14 protein-coding genes are annotated in these 17728 nt (G+C 65.1%); 10 read left to right on the forward strand and 4 right to left on the reverse strand.

Annotation, left to right across the window (positions count from 1 at the left end; genetic code table 11):
* Window positions 1-30: 30 nt before the first annotated feature.
* The 3 genes from C1922_RS08935 to C1922_RS08940 form a co-directional block, all read right to left on the reverse strand.
* Window positions 31-1623: a sensor domain-containing diguanylate cyclase gene (locus C1922_RS08935; protein ID WP_234413486.1), complete on the reverse strand. Its 1593-nt coding sequence runs from the start codon at window positions 1621-1623 to the stop codon at window positions 31-33.
* A gap of 127 nt (window positions 1624-1750) precedes the next feature.
* Window positions 1751-3319 (reverse strand): hypothetical protein, encoded by a 1569-nt coding sequence (locus C1922_RS20365; RefSeq protein ID WP_159091904.1) that lies wholly within the window; start codon window positions 3317-3319, stop codon window positions 1751-1753.
* A 519-nt stretch (window positions 3320-3838) separates the two neighbouring features.
* Entirely contained in the window at window positions 3839-4672 is an 834-nt protein-coding gene (locus C1922_RS08940) for an oxidoreductase (RefSeq protein ID WP_108749423.1), read from the reverse strand.
* Between the two features lie 100 nt (window positions 4673-4772).
* On the opposite strand from C1922_RS08940, the gene C1922_RS08945 reads away from it, so the two are divergent.
* Entirely contained in the window at window positions 4773-5723 is a 951-nt protein-coding gene (locus C1922_RS08945; protein ID WP_108749424.1) for an AraC family transcriptional regulator, read from the forward strand.
* Window positions 5724-5757: 34 nt separating this feature from the next.
* Here the strand turns inward: C1922_RS08945 and ftrA are convergent, their stop codons facing one another.
* The gene (gene ftrA / locus C1922_RS08950; RefSeq protein WP_108749425.1) at window positions 5758-6750 is read right to left on the reverse strand and encodes a transcriptional regulator FtrA; all 993 of its coding nucleotides are present in this window, start codon (window positions 6748-6750) and stop codon (window positions 5758-5760) included.
* Between the two features lie 372 nt (window positions 6751-7122).
* Here ftrA and C1922_RS08955 point away from each other — a divergent pair, with 372 nt between their 5' ends.
* From C1922_RS08955 to C1922_RS08995, 9 genes are all read left to right on the forward strand, one after another.
* A complete protein-coding gene (locus C1922_RS08955) occupies window positions 7123-9708 on the forward strand; it encodes a TonB-dependent receptor (protein ID WP_108749426.1) in 2586 nt (861 codons plus the stop codon).
* 27 nt (window positions 9709-9735) lie between these two features.
* Entirely contained in the window at window positions 9736-10317 is a 582-nt protein-coding gene (gene msuE, locus C1922_RS08960) for an FMN reductase (protein WP_108749427.1), read from the forward strand.
* 169 nt (window positions 10318-10486) lie between these two features.
* The gene (locus C1922_RS08965) at window positions 10487-10849 is read left to right on the forward strand and encodes a DUF3088 family protein (RefSeq protein ID WP_108749428.1); all 363 of its coding nucleotides are present in this window, start codon (window positions 10487-10489) and stop codon (window positions 10847-10849) included.
* A gap of 14 nt (window positions 10850-10863) precedes the next feature.
* The gene (locus tag C1922_RS08970; protein ID WP_108749429.1) at window positions 10864-11841 is read left to right on the forward strand and encodes an MsnO8 family LLM class oxidoreductase; all 978 of its coding nucleotides are present in this window, start codon (window positions 10864-10866) and stop codon (window positions 11839-11841) included.
* A gap of 18 nt (window positions 11842-11859) precedes the next feature.
* A complete protein-coding gene (locus C1922_RS08975) occupies window positions 11860-13203 on the forward strand; it encodes an LLM class flavin-dependent oxidoreductase (RefSeq protein WP_108749430.1) in 1344 nt (447 codons plus the stop codon).
* A 4-nt stretch (window positions 13204-13207) separates the two neighbouring features.
* Window positions 13208-14428, forward strand: coding sequence for a M20 aminoacylase family protein (locus C1922_RS08980; protein ID WP_108749431.1), 1221 nt, complete (start codon window positions 13208-13210; stop codon window positions 14426-14428).
* Window positions 14425-14985 (forward strand): GNAT family N-acetyltransferase, encoded by a 561-nt coding sequence (locus C1922_RS08985; protein ID WP_108749432.1) that lies wholly within the window; start codon window positions 14425-14427, stop codon window positions 14983-14985. Before C1922_RS08980 ends, C1922_RS08985 begins: the two co-directional genes overlap by 4 nt.
* On the forward strand, window positions 14982-16724 hold the full coding sequence (locus C1922_RS20805) for an amino acid ABC transporter permease/ATP-binding protein (protein ID WP_108749433.1): 1743 nt from the start codon (window positions 14982-14984) through the stop codon (window positions 16722-16724). The genes C1922_RS08985 and C1922_RS20805 overlap by 4 nt, the downstream gene beginning before the upstream one ends.
* 17 nt (window positions 16725-16741) lie before the next feature.
* Window positions 16742-17716: an ABC transporter substrate-binding protein gene (locus C1922_RS08995; RefSeq protein WP_108749434.1), complete on the forward strand. Its 975-nt coding sequence runs from the start codon at window positions 16742-16744 to the stop codon at window positions 17714-17716.
* The last annotated feature ends 12 nt before the right edge of the window (window positions 17717-17728 follow it).

Genomic DNA, 17728 nt, shown 5'->3' on the forward strand with positions numbered 1-17728 from the left:
TGCCGTTGTGCAGAAACGGCAAGCATCGCGTCAAGACGGGTTTTCGCGCCGCTGGCTGCGACGCCGGTACAGCACGGTGCGGTTGCGGCCGCCGTGCTTGGCGCGGTACAGCGCCTTGTCGGCCTGGCGGATGACCAGGTCTGCGTCGGCCTGTGTTTCAGGGTAATGGCTGATGCCGGCTGAAATGGTGACGTGTCCGACGGTGGGGAAGGCGTGCGCCTCGATCACGCTGCGCAGGCGCTCGGCCACCTGCAGCGCGGCGTCTGCGCTGACCTCGGGCAGCAGGGCGAGGAACTCCTCACCGCCCAGGCGGCACAGCACGTCCTGCGGCCGCGCGTTGGCACGCATGCACTGGGCGATGCCGGCCAGCACGTGATCGCCAGTGTCGTGGCCGTGCTGGTCGTTGACGTCCTTGAAGTGGTCCACGTCCAGGGTGATGACGCCGAACGGCACGCCCGAGGCATTCAATGCGCTGAGCGCGCGTTCGAGCCCGCGCCGGTTGAGCAGCTGGGTGAGGGGATCGGTGAGAGCGGCCTTGTCCAGCAGCCCGATACGCTCGTTGAGGTTGCGGAAGCTGATCAGCACGGCCTGCTTGAGTTGGGCGGCTTCGTGGTACCAGGAATTGACCGCCTTGACCTGGGTGATGGCGGCGCCGACATCGTGGTCCTGTGCGTGGCGGGCCAGTTCCTGCAAGGGCGAGGCGATGCGCCGCGAGCACAGCCAGATCAGCAGCAGGGTCAGCAGCCCCAGCGGCGCGGCATTGCGCAGCACCGTGCCCATCAGGCTGCCCATGGGGGCCACCGCAGCTTCGGCCGGGCGCTGGGCGACGATGCCCCAGCCAGCCGCGGGCACCGGCGCGAAGCCGGCCAGCATGTGCACGCCGTGGCGGTTGCGCGAGTGCAATGCGCCGGCGCGGCCCTGTCCCAGTGCCTCCACGGCGGCATTGCGGGTGGCGGCCTGGCCGACGCGGTCCGGGTCGGGGTGGTAGAGCACGGTGCCATCGCGGCTGACCACGTACAGGTACGAGCCATCGTCGTAGGGATGGGTGCCGAGCAGGCTGTGCAGCGCGTTGGGGTCGCGCAGGTGGATGGACGCGGTGATGTAGCCGGCATAGTCGCCGTCGGCGTTGAACACGGGGTGGGACAGGGTGACCACCAGGTTGCCGGTGTGGGCAACGAACGGATCGCTGACCATCGGCACCCTCTGCTGCAGCGCCTGCCGGTTGGCCGCGCTGGTGAGGGCCTTGCCCTGCAGCTCGGGCAGGGCCGGTGAGGTGCCCACCACTACGCCCTGGGCATTGACCGAGATCACGCTGTTGAAGGCATCGGTCTGCAGCTTGACCCGTTCCACTTCATCGTCGTGCGCCGCGGGCTGGGCGGCGTTGCGGCTGAGACGTTCGGCGCCGACCGCCAGTTGCTGCTGCGCGTTCAGCACGAAGTGCTGGGTGGACTGCGCCAGCGAGTGCGCGTACACCCGGTTGGCCTCCAGGCTCTTTTCAAGCAGCTGCTGGCGCTGTACCTGGTAGCTGGCCCAGACCGCATTGCCCAGCATGACCAGGGCAGAGAGTGCGGCAAGCGCGAGGATCAACCGTTGCAGGTTCACCCGCTGGATCGATGCGTTCACCCTGCGCCCCCTGGCGGTTGGTAGGGCGTCAGGTTACAAGCCGGGGGCAGGGGGGCGCGTGGGCAGGTGTTCACACTGCATCACTACAGCTTCATGCCCTCCCCCGATGCGATAGGTGTCTGGATTCCTACCCCTGGTTAAGTCTCTTGATGAGCTCCTTTGCAGATTCCAAACTGGCTCTGCGCACCTCGTCGCCCATTGATATCACCCGCGGTGACGATTTTAGAAAGTTCTTTGCACGAGCTTCCGAATTTCCACTTCGGGCTATTTTCTTTGCAATTCGAATCAGGTTTGAATCCTTGCCTAATCTGTCTCGCTTTAGGGAGCTCTCCATGAAGGCCCAGAATGAGTCGGAGTCAATTAATTTTTCGACTCGAGCCACTTCATTTGATTTGTTGTAGAAGTCGGGGATGTGTTGCTGGTTCTGGCTCACCCAGGTAAGAATATCTTCGTTGCGGCCATGGTCGAGGATGGATTTCATTAGGGTGACGCGCTTGTTAATGGGGATTTCTTGAGAGCAAGCGAGTTCACAGGCTGGAAGGAGGTCCAGCATCAACATAATGGATGTTCGTTCTATGTTTCCATGTATTAACTCGCCATGAGCAACGTGATTTCGAAGTATGGGGAAGTGGAAGGCGTAGTATTCATAGGACAGAAAGAAATTCATCTTTCCGGAGATGAGCTCAAGCTTCCGGTTGAGCGAGGAGAGGTCAAGCTCTTTCTCGCTTATGCCTAGCTCTCGACAGATATCTGAGAATATTCCTTCGATTTGAAGTGCTGCCATGCTTATGAAAGAAAGTAAGTCTCCTTTTGCGTAATGGTCGAGCAGACGCTCTATTACTTCTTTCCTGCTATGGAGTATGTGGGATCTCGCAATTAGTCTTTTTATTTTCAGATGCACGCTATCTTTATATTGTTCACTCCCTGTTATATAAATCTTGGAAAATTCAAAAAATTCGCTTTCATCTTCATTGAAAAGTTTTCGAATTTCATTGTGACTTCCTGCTCGGAGGTCTAGAAATTTGTTTGATAGTTCGTCGATATATCTAACGTCATAATTAAAGGCGCCGCCAAGCCTTCCGATTGCGTATGGGTAAGGTGTGTCGGGACGGGCGAACATGGTTGTGACCGGCTGTTGAATGGATGTACACCTGGCCAGCGTGTATGCCGTGATGTTCCGGGCTAGGAATTTGTTTATTTCCTCCTGGGCATTTAGGTTCTTGGCGCGGTAATACTCAAGTTTGTTTCTGTAATATCTCTTCTCTGCGCTTAGGATTCCGTTCTGAGTCTTTATCGATTGAATCTTCTGTAGTTCCGTGTCGATGTAATTCAAGTGCTTGTCAATGGAGCTTATGTCATTGATTGCTTGCCGTGCGATGATCGAGAATTCCCTGTCGGGATCGGCTCGAAGGTTGAGTGCATGCTCTGCGATCTGTTCGAATACATCGCCCTTTTCTTTTGATGCTATGTTGCCTTGTTGCTCTAAGAATTGTTTCTTAAGGGTGTCATCGCTGACGTCCCCTTCCTGTTCCAGAAGATGAATTGCAAATAGCCTAGAGAGTGCAATCCGGCTAAATTTAGTTGGATCGTTCTGTTTGAAGAAATCTATTCTTGCTTTGTTTAGTTCGGCTAGCGTTTTTATTATCACTTGGTCCGCTCGTGGTGATGCTTGGATGATTATTTTCTTCGCTTGCATTGGCCGTCAGCTCCCGGGGGGAGCGTGGGTTGAGCGGTAGAATAATCCATTTGGCGCTAAATGGCGCTGAGGCAGCGCTATCGCTATTGCCTTCGTGAGCGAACAACGAGGTGAGACGGACGCCATTGGTATGGAGTGTAGTTGGACCAGGTTGTCGATATATTGTTTCGATCTGACCAGGTTCTTCTATAGGTGGCGACTGCGGAGCTTGTCGCTCTGATTGCTCTGCTCCGCCTATTCGGTCGGTTGCAGTGAGGTGCAGTTTCGCATCTGAATTTAGTGGCACTCGCTGATGGTCTCGGCGGCCCGCGAACAATAGGGCCATCTGGGGAGTGAATGCTCGGCCCGTCGAGGTGGTGCCTTTCTGCCGGCGCAATGAGTGAGGTTGTCCATACTAGGTCGCTATTTGGGAGGGTGCGCGGTATGGCTGACCTTGTAGAGCGGATTCTCCCATTTTCTATTGGCGCTGGTTGTTGGAACGTCTTGCACACCTACGCGCTCGGCTAGTTCAGCTCGGGCCTAATTGTCAGTGGCGAGGCTTACTGCCTCCCATCGAGCGATGCCGGTGGTTAGGTCCTGCAACTTGCCGCGCACCAGTTCCACCGCATCACTGCCCAGCAGCAGGTGCGTAGGCGGTGCCTCGCTGTCGATCACCTGCAGCATGGCCTGCGCGGCTTTCACTGGATCGCCCAGTTGCTGGCCGCTCTTGGCCTCGCGCGCGTTGCGAATGGGGTCGAACAGTGCGTCGTAGTCGTCGATTGCACGTGGTGCACGCACCATGGAACGGCCGGCCCAATCGGTGCGGAACGAACCGGGCGCCACCGCGGTGACATGAATGCCGAACGCGGCCACTTCCTTGCCCAGCACTTCGCTGATGCCTTCCAGCGCGAACTTGCTGCCGCAGTACCACGCAATGCCGGGCATGGTGATGAAGCCGCCCATGGAGGTGATGTTGAGGATGTGGCCACGGCGGCGCGCGCGCATATGCGGCAGCACGGCTTTGATCAGCGCGGCGGGACCGAACACGTTCACTTCGAACTGGAGGCGCAGTTCGTCCAGCGTGGATTCTTCCAGGATGCCTTCGTGGCCGTAGCCGGCGTTGTTGACCAGCACATCGATGGCGCCGATCTCGGTTTCGATGGCGCTGACCAGCGCGTCGATGGCCTGCGTATCGGTGACGTCCAGCAGGCGCCCGAACGCACGGCCGGGGCCGAGGGTTTCAAAGTCGCTGCACGCCGCGGCGCTGCGCACGGTGCCGACCACGCGGTGGCCGGCAAGCAGCGCCTGCTGGGCCAGGGCACGGCCGAAGCCGCTGCTGACACCGGTGATGAGGAAGAGACGGGATGCTGTCATGGCGGAGGGCTCGTGTGAAGGAGCTTGCACGTTAGTGCTTGAGCCCGGCACCGCCCAGGCCTAAGCTTCGCCCGGTCTTGCCTATTTCTACGAGGGTGCGATGTCGCGCGATGAGCCGACCCAGCCGCAGGCGCAGGCGCGCATGGTGGAGCTGCTGCAGGCGCTGGCCGTGGACGAGGGCTATACGCTGACCGCGCTGCCGGGTGTGCGGCTGCTGCGCTCGGACCGGCCACTGGCGCGCACGCCGGTGCTGTACGACCCGGGCATCGTGATCGTCTGCCAGGGCGTGAAGCGCGGCTACCTGGGTGGGCAGGTTTACCAGTACGACCCGCAGCACTATCTGGCCGTGTCGGTGCCGGTGCCGTTCACCATGGAAACCGAGGCCACCGCCGAGGCGCCGCTGCTGGCGATCTACCTGCACCTGGACCTGCAGTTGGCCGCCGACCTGCTGATTGAACTGGGCGAGCGCGCGGGCAGCAGCGAAGCGCCCGCGCAGAGCATGATGGCCAGCCCGATGCAGGGCGCCCTGCAGGCCACCGTGCTGCGCCTGCTGGAAGCCTTGGCCGACCCGTTGGAAGCGGATGTGCTGGGGCCATCGCTGGTGCGCGAGCTGTACTTCCGCGTGCTGACCGGTGCGCAGGGCGCGGCCATGCGCGAAGCGCTGGCAATGCGCGGACGCTTCGGGCGCGTTGGCAAGGTGCTGCGGCATATCCACGCCGCGTACTCCACTGCGCTGGATGTGGATGCGCTGGCCGCCGAAGCCGAAATGAGCGTAGCCACCTTCCACGAGCATTTCCGCAGCATTACCGGCACGTCGCCCATGCAGTACGTGAAGTCCACTCGGCTGCACCAGGCGCGGCTGCTGATGCTGCGGCAGGCGATGACCGCCGAAGCGGCATCGCTGGCGGTGGGCTATGCCAGCCCCTCGCAGTTCAACCGCGAGTTCAAGCGGCTGTTCGGGTTACCGCCGGCTTCCGAAGTGGCACGCATGCGGCGCAGCTTCGCGCTGCCCGCGCCGGTGGAGGGGACGGTGTTTGTGTCGTCGCATTGAGGGGCGGGTACGCCCATCGCCGGTAGCGCGGCAATCAGCACCCCACCAGCCGATCCGCACTGACCGCCCCACGATGCTGGCTGCGGTACTCGGTCGGGCTGGCATCCACCAGCCCGCGGAAGTGTCGGCGGAACGATTCCTGCGACCCGAACCCGGCCTGTTCGGCCACCCATTGCAACGGCCGGTCGGTGGTTTCCAGCAGTTCGCGGGCAAACGCCACGCGCTCGCGGATGAGCCAATCGATGGGCGACAGGCCGGTGGCTTCCAGGAACTGCCGCTGCAGGGTGCGCTGGCTCAGCGCGGCCTGTTCGGCCAGGCTCGCCAGCGAATGTGCATCGCGGATATTGCGGCGCATCCATTCCATCAGTTTGGCCAGCCGCGTGGGTTCGCCATTGGGAATGGCACGGCTGACCCGCTGGCTGCGTTCGGCATCGCGCCAGGGTGCCAGCACCAGGCGCTCGGCCACCAGGTTGGCCACGCGCGCGCCGTAATCCTTGCGCACCATGTGCAGCATCATGTCCATGCCGGTGGCCGAACCGGCCGAGGTGATGATGTCGCCGGTATCAACGTAGAGCACGTCGTCGCGCACGTGCACGCGCGGGAACTCGCGGGCGAGGGTGTCGGTCAGCCGCCAGTGCGTGGTGGCCTGGCGGCCATCGAGCAGGCCGGCCCAGGCCAGCACGAACGCGCCGGAGCAGATGCTGGTGATGCGTGCGCCGCGCGCGTGGGCACGGATGAGCGCATCGAGCAGCGCCTGGGGTGGGCGCTCGCTGGGTTCGCGCCAACCCGGAATGACGATGATGTCGGCATCTTCCAGCGCATCGAGCGTGTAGGGCAACTGCACCTGCGCATTTCCGAGCATGCGCAGCGCACCGGGTTCGCCAGCGCAGACCTGGGTGCGGTACCAGGCCACGCCCAGTTCCGGGCGGATGGGCGCGAACAGACCGACGGCGCAACCGAACTCGAACAGCCCTTGGCCGTGGCAGGCCACGATGGCAACAGTGGGGGCGGCGGGTTCGCTGGGCATGGGGTGATGCTAGCGAGGTGCGGCGGCAAGCGCAGGGATGCGCGGGCATGTGGTGATGCCGCGGCGGCATATGGGGTAGGGGTCAGATCCCTTCCGCAGGAAGGGCTCTGACCCTGGTGGGGCGTGTGGGATGGCGTATGGGGTCAGAGCCCTTTCCTGCGGAAAGGGATCCGACCCCGGTCGGGGATGGATTGCGTGTGGGGTCAGAGCCCTTTCCTGCGGAAAGGGATCCGACCCCGGCTGCGTAACGTCATTACCAGCGGTCATGTGGCTGGCGCGATATGACGGTTGGGTGACGCGATTTCGCCTGTTGCCTGGCGGGCCGGGGCTCTTGAATGGAGGTGTGTCTCCGGCCCACCCCCAAGAGCCCCCATGCCTGCCGCCCACACGCCTGTCCTGAATACCCTTGCGGTTCTGATTGCGGCCACGCTGGCCGCTGCACCTGCCCATGCCGCTGATGCCGCCGCCGATGCACCGACCAGCGCGGCCAGCGTCACTTCTTCCAACCTGGCCGCGTCCACGCTGGATGCGGTGGTGGTGACCGGTTCGCGCACCAGCACGCGCACGGTGAAGAACAGTTCCACCCCCATCGATGTGATCTCGGCGGAGGACCTGGCCTCCACCGGCCAGGCCAATCTGCTGGAAGCGCTGCAGCGCAGCCTGCCGTCGCTCAGCCAGATTGGTGGCTACCAGAGCGACCAGGAAAGCCTGATCCGCGGCTACCAGCTGCGCAATCTGTCGCCGGGCTACACGCTGGTGCTGGTGAACGGCAAACGCCGCAATGCCAGCGCCTACGTGAGTGGTGCCAACGGGGGCGGTTACCCCGGCCATGCCTGGGCCGACCTGGCGCTCATTCCCGTGTCGGCCATCGACCATGTGGAGGTCCTGCGCGATGGTGCGTCGGCGATCTACGGTTCGGACGCCATTACCGGTGTGATCAACGTGATCCTGAAGTCACAGGCCCACGGCGGCGATGTGTCGGTGGAAAGCGGGCAGAGCTTCGATGGTGATGGCACCCGCACCAGCGTGCGCGCGAACGTGGGCCTGCCCTGGGGCCAGGACGGCTTCATCAACCTGTCCGGCGAAACCACGCGCCAGCACCATGCCATCCGTACCCGTCGCTATATCGATGGCTACCTGAGCTACCCGGCAGTGGACGCCAATGGCAACCTGGTGGCGCTGCGCCCGAACAACCGTCTGCCGGCCGGTGCATCGCCGAACCCGGCGGAGGCCACGCGCGATGCGGAAGCCAACACCATCCTCAGTTCGCCGTCCTACGCGCTGAAGGCCTTTGCGGTGAACGTGGGCCACGGCCTGGGCGAGAGCGCGCAGTTCTATGCCAATGCCACGGCCAGCGACCGCACGGCGCAGGCGATCCAGAACTTCCGCCTGCCGGCCACCATCTTCACTACCTACAAAGCGCCGGGCGTGTTGAGTGTGTTTCCCGATGGCTTCCTGCCGGTGCTGGAAACCAAGGAGAAGCAGTACACCGGCACGGCGGGGGCGAAGGGCCAGCTTGCGGGCTGGGACTACGACGCCAGCCTGACCGGCAACCGCAACACGGTGCGCACCTATACGCGCAATTCGGTGAACTATTCGCTGCCATATCCCGGCTCGCCCACCGATTTCTATGACGGCAAGCTGGACTACCAGCAGGGTATCGCCAATCTGGACCTGCGCCGTGGCTTCGATGTGGCGGCCCTTGCGTCGCCGCTGGAAGTGAGTGCCGGCGCCGAGTACCAGCACGAACAGTACGAGCGCGGCGCCGGGCAGTGGGAGTCGTACACCGGTTTCGGTGCGGCGGCGTTCGTGGGCTATTCCACCGCCGATGCGGTGAAGGCCACGCGCAACAGCAAGGCGGTGTATGCCGGTGCGGCCACCAACATCACCTCGCGCTGGTACCTGGACGCTGCCGCGCGTTGGGAAGATCACTCTGATTTCGGCACAGTGTCCACCGGGCGGCTGACCACGCGCTTCGACTTCACCGATGCGCTGGGCGTGCGCGCTACGGTCAGCAACGGCTTCCATGCGCCCAGCCTGGGTGCGCAGTTCTACCAGGCCACTGGCAGCTGCCCATGCGGCACCACGCTGGTGGCGCAGGTCGGCTCGCCGGCCGCCGTTGCGCTGGGCGCGACGCCGCTGAAGCCGGAAAAGGCCACCAACTACAGCCTGGGCGTGACCTGGGACCCCAGCCCGGGCTTCCATCTGGCGGTGGATGCGTACCAGATCGATATCCGCGGGCAGCTGGGGCAGTCCAGCCAGATTGGCTACAACGCGCAGGACCCGGCCCGCATCACCGACAACAGCGGCACCGTGCTGACCGCCGCGCAGAAGAACACCATTGATGCGCTGCTGGGCACGGCCGGTATCAGCATTCTGCCCGGCGACGCGTTCTACGCCAGCTACTTCACCAACGTAGGCGACACCCGCACGCGCGGCGTGGAGCTGACCCTGGAAGCAAACCAGGACACGGCGTGGGGCAAGCTGCGCTGGACGTACGCGGCCAACGTGGGCCGCACCACCATCCAGAAAGTGAGTGCGATTCCGGCGGCGCTGCAGGGCCTGCCCAATATCAACCTGCTCACCCGTTCCAGCGAATACGCATTGCGCTACCGCACGCCGCAGTACACCCAGGTGGCCGGATTGGGCTGGCAGAACGGGCGCTGGCGCTCGAACCTGGACTTCACCTACTACGGGCCGATCAAACGCCTGAACAACGGCGTGGCCTACACGCAGCCGCCGGTGCTGGTGACCAACATTTCCGGTGCGGTGGAGCTGGGCGCGGGCTGGAGTGCCGCGCTGGGGGTGAACAACGTGTTCGACAAGCGCACCCGCAAGGTGCCCGAGTACGCGCGCAGCGCCACCGACGTGGCCAGCATTGAAACCACCTGGGATACCGGTGATGTGCTGAGCACGGTGGGCGCGGTGTGGTATGCGCGGGTGGGTTATCGGTTTTGAGGTGAATGGCGATCGAGGAGAGTCGTGATGTCTTCTGTGGTGAACGTTGTTGCATTGGTGGGGTCGCCGACGGGGTCGGCGACATCGCGTACGTCATTGCTGGCGCGGCATCTGCTGGATGCGCTGCAGCAGCGGGTGCAGGCGCGGGTGGAGTGGGTGGAGCTGGCGCCGATCGCGCGCTCGCTGGGCCAGGCGCTGTCGCGCGATGAGGCCGAACCTGCGGTGGAGCAGGCGCTGCAGACCATCGAAGCGGCTGACCTGCTGGTGGTGGCTGCGCCGGTCTATCGCGGCTCGTATCCCGGTCTGTTCAAGCACCTGGTGGATTTCATCGGATTAGAGGCGCTGGTGGATACGCCGGTGCTGCTGGCCGCCACAGGCGGCAGCGAGCGACATGCGCTGGTGATCGACCACCAGCTGCGGCCGTTGTTCAGTTTCCTGCAGGCGCACACGCTGCCGATCGGGGTGTATGCCACGCCGGCCGACTTTGATGGCGAAATGATCAACAGCGCGGCGCTGCAGGCGCGCATTGTCCTGGCCGCTGAGCGGGCCAGCGGCCATTTGTCGGCGCAGGGCGTGGCGCTGCCGGTGGCGTTGCGCCGCATTGCCTGACATTGCCCGTGATGGCCATGACGCACAGCACTGTGCTTATGGCCAACACGCATCTGCATGGCCGGATCTGACCGCCGATTGTCGCGCACCGATGCAGTGGCGGCGCTCGGTCTCTCTAGCATCGAAGGTGACGCGGCAGGATCACGCCGCATCTGACGAGGACTTCACTGTGGCAGTAGACGCATCCCCCAAGCCCATCCTGTTCCTGCTGGATCGCCAGTTCGAGGATGGCCAGTTGCCCGGCCAGCGCTTCTTCTGCCGGCACAGCCTGTTGCTGGAAGGCGCGCTGTCCAGCATTGACGGTCTGGATGACCAGCTGGACGTGCGCCGGATCGGGTTCGCCCGGCCGCGCCGAGAGCTGATTGCCGAGATTGGTGAGCAGGACCAGTCGCTGCCCAAGCTGGTGCTGCCGCAAGGCATGCACAGCGAACACGCCAGTGGCGCGCACCAGGACCGCCAGGTGGTGTCCGGCGCCGCGCCGATCCTGGCGGCGCTGAATGCCCTGCTGGGCATTCCCGTGGCCCACCCCTGAGCGAGGACGCGCGCATGAGCTACCAGATAAGCGTATTGGACAAGAGCCCGGTGGCAGAGGGCGCAACGCCGGAGCAGGCGCTGCGCAACAGCCTGCAGCTGGCGCAGCGCGCCGAGCAGTTGGGTTACCACCGCTATTGGTTTGCCGAACACCACGCTGCGCCCACCCTGGCCAGCCCGGCGCCGGAAGTGCTGGCGGCCTGGGTGCTGGCGCAGACGCGGCGCATCCGCATTGGCAGCGGCGGGGTGATGCTGCGCCACTACGCGCCGTACAAGGTGGCTGAGAACTTCAACCTGCTGGCGGCGCTTGCGCCGGGGCGTGTGGATCTGGGCGTGGGCAAGGCCCCCGGCGGCCTGCCGGCCTCGACTGCGGCGCTGGCGGCGGGGCGACCGCCGTTTGCCGATTTCGACCAGCAGCTGCGTGATCTGGAGGGCTATCTGGCCGGCACCCGCGAAGACGCGCAGGCACGCCCGGTACCGCAGGTCGCATCCGAACGTTTCCTGCTGGGCGCAAGCCCGCACAGTGCACGTCAGGCCGCCGAACTCGGTTGGCGCTTCGTGTACGCGGCGCACTTCGACGGCGACCCGCGGCACATCGAAGCGGCGTTCGAGGCCTACCGCGCGCTGTCCACGCAACCGCCATTGCTGGCCACGGTGGCCTTCGCTGCGCCCACCGCCGAAGCGGCGGCGCGGCATATCGGCGCGCTGCGCGTGTACAAGCTGCACTTGGCGCCGGGGCAGACGGTGAACCTGCCCAGCCCGGAAGCAGCCGCTGAGTACGCCCGCCAGGTGGGTGTGGCCAAGTTCCGTATCGAGGAAACCGTCCCCAGCGTGCTGTCTGGCGATGCCGCACACGTACGCGCAGAGCTGGACGCACTGCACCGCCGCTTCGGCGTGGGCGAATTCATCCTGGACGCGCCGGTGGCCGACCTGGATGCACGCCTGACCTCCCTTGAACTGCTGTCGCCCGCACCGCGCGCGGCGGTGGCCTGACCTGCAGGAGATTCCCCCATGAGCACGACCCCGCGCCCCATTCCGTTCGGCATCATGCTGCAGGGCCCAGGCAGCCACATGCATGCGTGGAAGCACGCATCGAACCCGGCCGATGCCAGCGTGAATCTGCAGTTCTACATCGACATTGCGCGTACCGCCGAAGACAACGGCATCGCCTTCGGCTTCGTGGCCGATGGCCTGTACATCAACGAGAAGTCCATTCCGCACTTCCTCAACCGCTTCGAGCCGATTTCGTTGCTGTCCGCGCTGGCCACGGCGACGAAGAAGATCGGTCTGGCGGGGACGTTGTCCACCTCGTACAGCGATCCATTCACGGTGGCGCGCCAGTTCGCCTCGCTGGATCTGCTCAGTGGCGGCCGCGCGGGATGGAACGTGGTGACCTCGCCGCTGGAAGGGTCGGGCCGCAACTACGGCCGCCCGCACCCGGAACATGGACTGCGCTACCAGATTGCCGATGAGTATCTGGAAGTGGTGCAGGGGCTGTGGGATTCCTGGGATGACGATGCCTTCGTGCGCGAGCGCGACAGTGGCGTGTTCTTCGCACCGGAGAAGTTCCGCCGCCTGGACCACAAGGGGCGCTTCTTCCAGGTAGAGGGTCCGCTGAACATCCAGCGCTCGCCGCAGGGCCAGCCGGTGATCTTCCAGGCCGGCTCTTCCGACGATGGCATTGCACTGGCGGGCAAGTATGCCGACGCGGTGTTCACCCATTCGCCTTCGCTGGAGGAAACCCGCGCCTTCACCCAGAAGGTGAAGAATTCGGCGATTGCCCATGGCCGCAGCGCGGCGGACGTGAAGATCTTCCCCGGCATCGGCCCGATCGTCGGGCGCACCGCCGAAGAGGCCGAGGCCAAGTACCAGGCCATTGCCGCACTGGCGGGCCTGGACGATGCGCTGGCCTACCTGGGGCGCTTCTTCGACCACCACGATTTCAGCCAGTACGATCCGGATGCGCCGTTCCCGGAGCTGGGAGAGGTGGGCAGCAATTCGTTCCGCTCCACCACCGACCGCATCAAGCAGGATGCGCGCACGCAGGGCCTGACCCTGCGCCAGGTGGCGCTGCAGGCGGTGAGCCCGCGGCCGAACTTCATCGGTACGCCCGAACAGGTGGCCGGCGAACTGATCCGCTGGTTCGATGCCGGTGCCAGTGATGGCTTCATCCTGGGCTTTGCCGCGCAGCGCGAGGGGCTGGATGACTTCGTGAACCTGGTGCTGCCGATCCTGCAGGCGCGGGGTTACCACCAGCGTGAGCTGCAGGGGCAGACCCTGCGTGACAACCTGGGGCTGCCGTACAAGGCCAGCCGCCATGCGGTCGATACCGCGCCAGCGCGGAAGGTGGGGTAAGGCGATGAGCGGAGACATTTCGGTAGCGCCGGGCCATGCCCGGCAGATTTCCGCACCGACCGGCGTGCTGCCGGAGATCGCGGCGCGCGCTGCCGAGGCCATCGCGATCCGCCATGATCTGCATCGCCACCCGGAACTGGCGTTCGAGGAACACCGCACCAGCGCCCGCGTGGCCGAACTGCTGCAGCACTGGGGCTATGCGGTGACCACCGGCGTGGGCGGCACCGGTGTGGTTGGTACGCTGCAGCGTGGCAACGGCACGCGCCGGCTGGGCCTGCGCGCGGACATGGATGCGTTGCCGATCGCCGAGGATTCCGGGCTGGCGTATGCCAGCCAGAACGAAGGCCTGATGCATGCCTGCGGCCACGATGGCCACACCGCCATCCTGCTGTCGGCGGCGCATTACCTGGCCCACCACGGCCGGTTCAGCGGCACCCTGCACCTGGTGTTCCAGCCGGCCGAAGAGACCGGTTCGGGCGCATCGAAGATGATCGACGACGGTCTGTTCGAGCGCTTTCCGGTGGATGCGATCTACGGGCTGCACAACTGGCCGGGCGTGCCGGTGGGGCATTTCGGTTTCGTGGATGGCCCGGCGATGGCATCGGTGGATTGGGCGCGGCTGAAGGTGATCGGCAAGGGCGGCCATGGCGCCGAGCCGCAGGGCAGCGTGGACCCGATCCTGGCCGCAGCGCATATCGTGACCGCGCTGCAGAGCGTGGTGTCGCGTAATGTCGACCCGCGGCAGATGGGCGTGGTGACGGTGGGCTCGATCCACGGTGGCCAGGCGGCCAACGTGATTCCCGATGCGGTGGAACTGACCCTGACCGTGCGCGCCTACCTGCCGGAGGTGCGTGACACCCTGCGGCGGCGGGTGATCGAGATTGCCGAGCAGACCGCTTCGGCATTTGGCGCGCGCGCGGAGATTTCCTTCCCACGTGGCTTCCCCAGCGTGATCAACCACGCCGAGCAGACCGCGCTGGTGCGTGATCTTGCGGTGCGGGCGTTTGGCCGCGAGCAGGTGGTGGCCGACTTCGCACCGCGCACGGCCAGTGAGGATTTCGCCTTCCTGCTGCAGGCGCGGCCGGGCAGCTTCGTCTTCGTCGGCAACGGTGACAGCGCTTCCCTGCACAGCCCGCGCTACGTCTTCAACGATGCAGCCATTGCGCCGGCCGCCAGCCTGTGGGCGCGGCTCGCCGAGCACTATCTGGTGGAGGAGGCGGCATGAGCACGGTCTACGAGAACGAGCGCTTCCTGTACACCGGCGTGGACGATCCGCTGGCACGGCCGCTGTTCGATGGGTTGGAACAGGAGTACGACAGCCGCTACGCCGATGTGCGGCGGCGCATTGGCGGCAGTGCCCGCGAGGAACTGCAGCGCTACCCCGCGCAGGCGTTTGCCGCGCCGGTGGGCGCCTTCGTGCTGCTGCTGCGCGATGGTGTGGCCATTTCCGGTGGCGCCTTCATGCCGCACCGCGATGCCGACACCGCCGAGTTCAAGCGCATCTGGACGCTGCCCGGGCTGCGCCGCCAGGGCATCGCGCGGCGGGTGCTGCAGGAGCTGGAAGAGCAGGCCGCACGCCAGGGCTACCGGCGCGTGTTCCTGACCACCGGCTTCCGCCAGCCCGAGGCCGTGGGTCTGTACCTGAGCCACGGTTACACGGCGCTGTTCGACCTGCACGCCGACCCGGAAACCATTGCGCATCTGCCGTTCGAAAAGTGGTTGCGCGCGCCGCAGCCAAGTGCAGGCGCGGTGGTTGCCGCCCGCCAGGAGGTGCATGCATGAGCACGCCTTCGACCGCGCTGGAAGGACTGGCCACCCGCCCTGCGGCCGCACCGGCATTGAAGATCGTGCCGGCGCGGCACCCGCTGCAGGTTGTGGGCACGCTGCTGGCGTTGGCGCTGATCCTGATCGGCCTGCAGTCTGTGCTGGGCAACCCGCGCTGGGGCTGGGGCACGTTCGCCGAATGGTTCTTCGCCAAGCCGGTGTTGGAAGGACTGGGGCGCACGCTGCTGCTGACCGCACTGGGCACCGGGTTGGGCTTTGCGCTGGGCACGCTGCTGGCGCTGGCGCGGGTATCCGGCTCGCCGCTGCTGGCAGCGGTGTCGTGGGGCTATGTGTGGCTGTTCCGCTCGATTCCGCTGCTGGTGCTGTTGCTGCTGCTGAACAACCTGGGTTACCTGTACAGCACCATTGAACTGGGGGTGCCGTTCACCGGCATCAGCCTGTTCTCGTACCCGACCACGCAGTTGATCGGGGTGTTCACCGCGGCGGTGCTGGGCCTGACCTTGAACCAGGCAGCGTTTTCGGCCGAGGTGATCCGTGGCGGCATTCTGTCGGTGGACCATGGCCAGTATGAAGCGGCGGCCGCACTGGGCCTGCCGCGCGGGCGCCAGGTGCGCCGCATCATCCTGCCGCAGGCAATGCGCTCGATCCTGCCGGCGGCCTTCAACGATGTGATCGGGCTGGCCAAGAGCACCTCGGTGGTGTACGTACTGGCGCTGCCCGAGCTGTTCTACACCGTGCAGGTGATCTATCGCCGCAACCTGGAAGTGGTGCCGCTGCTGATGGTGGCCACGGTCTGGTATCTGGTGATCCTGACCGTGCTGTCGTTGCTGCAGCGGCGGGTGGAGCAGCGCTTTGCGCGTGGCCAGTTGCAGCGCGAGCGCAGCATTTCGCGGGTGTCTTCGGTGCCGCGTGCGCGCGCTGCCGCGCCCGGCGGTAGTGATCGCCCACGCGTGGCCGTGCCGGTGGAAGCCGGGCAGGGCGCGGCAGTGACCCTGCACGGCGTGGGCAAGGTGTTCGACGAGCAGGTGGTGCTGGACGATGTGAGCCTGGACCTGCGCGCGGGCAGCGTGACGGTGCTGATCGGTCCCTCGGGTGCAGGCAAATCCACGTTGCTGCGGCTGATCAACCATCTGGAGCGCGCCGACAGCGGCTATGTGAGCGTGGCCGGGCAGCTGATCGGCTACCGCCGCGAGGGTGACACCTTGTACGAACTGCCCGAACGGGAGATCCGTCGCCGCCGCGCCGAGGTGGGCATGGTGTTCCAGGGCTTCAACCTGTTCCCGCACCTGACCGCGCTGGAGAACATCATGGAAGCGCCGATCGCGGTGCGCGGCGTGCCGCGCGTGCAGGCCGAGCAGCAGGCGCGTGCGCTGCTGCAGCGGGTGGGGCTGGCCGACAAGGCCGATGCATTCCCCCGGCAGTTGTCCGGCGGCCAGCAGCAGCGCATTGCGATTGCGCGCGCGCTGGCGCTGCAGCCGAAGGTGCTGCTGTTCGATGAACCGACTTCGGCGCTGGACCCGGAGCTGGTGGCCGAAGTGCTGAGCGTGATCGAAGAACTGGCGCGCTCGGGGACCACCCTGGTGATCGTGACCCATGAACTGGCCTTTGCCCGCCGCGTGGCCGACCACGTGGTGATGATGGACCAGGGCCGGGTGATCGAGCAGGGCACGCCCGAGGCACTTTTCGAGCGCCCGCGCCAGCAACGCACTGCCGATTTCCTGGCCAAGACCCTGTAACCCTTTCGAGTGAACCCATGAGCCCTGCATCACACCGTCGTCCTTCGCGCAGCACGCTGTTGGTTGTAGGTGTGCTGGTGATCGGCATTGCCGGCATTGTCTATTCGCGCGTGCGCCAGGCACCGGCGCCTGTGCCGGCCGCAAGCGTTACCTTGGCCGGTGCCGACGCGCCGGTGCTGCGCGGCACGCCGGACCCCAAGGCGCAGGCACTGCTGCCGCCCGGCTACCGTTTCGTGACCCCGGGCGTGCTGACCGTGGCCACCCACCCGGCGCAGCTGCCGTTGGCCGACTACGGTGCCGACAGCAAACGGGTGGTTGGCGTGGAGCCGGACATCGCACAGCTGATTGCCGACGGCCTGGGCCTGAAGCTGGTGCTGGTGCCGGTGGCGTGGGCCGACTGGCCGCTGGGGCTGGAATCGGGCAAGTACGATGCGGTGCTGTCGAACGTGACGGTGACCGAAGAGCGCAAGAAGAAGTTCGATTTTTCCAGCTACCGGTTTGATCTGTTGGGCATCTACACACGCATTGACGGGCCGATCCAGAAGATCGAGAAGCCTGCCGATGTGGCGGGGCTGAAAGTGGTAGTGGGCGCCAGCACCAACCAGGACCAGATTCTGCGGCACTGGGACCAGCAGAATATTGCCGCGGGTTTGAAGCCGGTGGAGTACCAGTACTTCGATGATGCGGTGGTGGGCCGGCTGGCGGTGATTACCGGGCGCGCCGATGTGTCGTTTGAACCGAATGCGACCGGTGCCTATTCGGCGCGCGATGGCAAGGTGCGGCGAGTAGGGCTGTTCCCCGGCGGCTGGCCGGATTCGGCGGCGATTTCAGCAACCACGCGCAAGGGCAGTGGGCTGGCCGATGCGATCACCCAGGCGTTGAATACGCAGATTGAAAGCGGCACGTATGCGCAGGCGCTGCGGCGCTGGAACCTGGCTGAGGAAGCCGTGCCGCAGTCGCAGACCAACCCGCCGGGGCTGCCCGGGTTCTGACGCAGGCGCGGT

The sequence above is a fragment of the Stenotrophomonas sp. ZAC14D2_NAIMI4_7 genome (genome assembly GCF_003086675.1).
GTDB lineage: Bacteria > Pseudomonadota > Gammaproteobacteria > Xanthomonadales > Xanthomonadaceae > Stenotrophomonas.

What these genes read in the sequence shown, in the direction of transcription:
- C1922_RS08970 (WP_108749429.1), top strand. Translation starts at nt 10,864, where the DNA reads ATGAGCTACCAGATAAGCGTATTGGACAAGAGCCCGGTGGCAGAGGGC.
- C1922_RS08985 (WP_108749432.1), top strand. Translation starts at nt 14,425, where the DNA reads ATGAGCACGGTCTACGAGAACGAGCGCTTCCTGTACACCGGCGTGGAC.
- C1922_RS08975 (WP_108749430.1), top strand. Translation starts at nt 11,860, where the DNA reads ATGAGCACGACCCCGCGCCCCATTCCGTTCGGCATCATGCTGCAGGGC.
- C1922_RS08940 (WP_108749423.1), bottom strand. Translation starts at nt 4,672, where the DNA reads ATGACAGCATCCCGTCTCTTCCTCATCACCGGTGTCAGCAGCGGCTTC.
- msuE (WP_108749427.1), top strand. Translation starts at nt 9,736, where the DNA reads ATGTCTTCTGTGGTGAACGTTGTTGCATTGGTGGGGTCGCCGACGGGG.
- C1922_RS20365 (WP_159091904.1), bottom strand. Translation starts at nt 3,319, where the DNA reads ATGCAAGCGAAGAAAATAATCATCCAAGCATCACCACGAGCGGACCAA.
- C1922_RS08995 (WP_108749434.1), top strand. Translation starts at nt 16,742, where the DNA reads ATGAGCCCTGCATCACACCGTCGTCCTTCGCGCAGCACGCTGTTGGTT.
- ftrA (WP_108749425.1), bottom strand. Translation starts at nt 6,750, where the DNA reads ATGCCCAGCGAACCCGCCGCCCCCACTGTTGCCATCGTGGCCTGCCAC.
- C1922_RS08945 (WP_108749424.1), top strand. Translation starts at nt 4,773, where the DNA reads ATGTCGCGCGATGAGCCGACCCAGCCGCAGGCGCAGGCGCGCATGGTG.
- C1922_RS08980 (WP_108749431.1), top strand. Translation starts at nt 13,208, where the DNA reads ATGAGCGGAGACATTTCGGTAGCGCCGGGCCATGCCCGGCAGATTTCC.
- C1922_RS20805 (WP_108749433.1), top strand. Translation starts at nt 14,982, where the DNA reads ATGAGCACGCCTTCGACCGCGCTGGAAGGACTGGCCACCCGCCCTGCG.
- C1922_RS08955 (WP_108749426.1), top strand. Translation starts at nt 7,123, where the DNA reads ATGCCTGCCGCCCACACGCCTGTCCTGAATACCCTTGCGGTTCTGATT.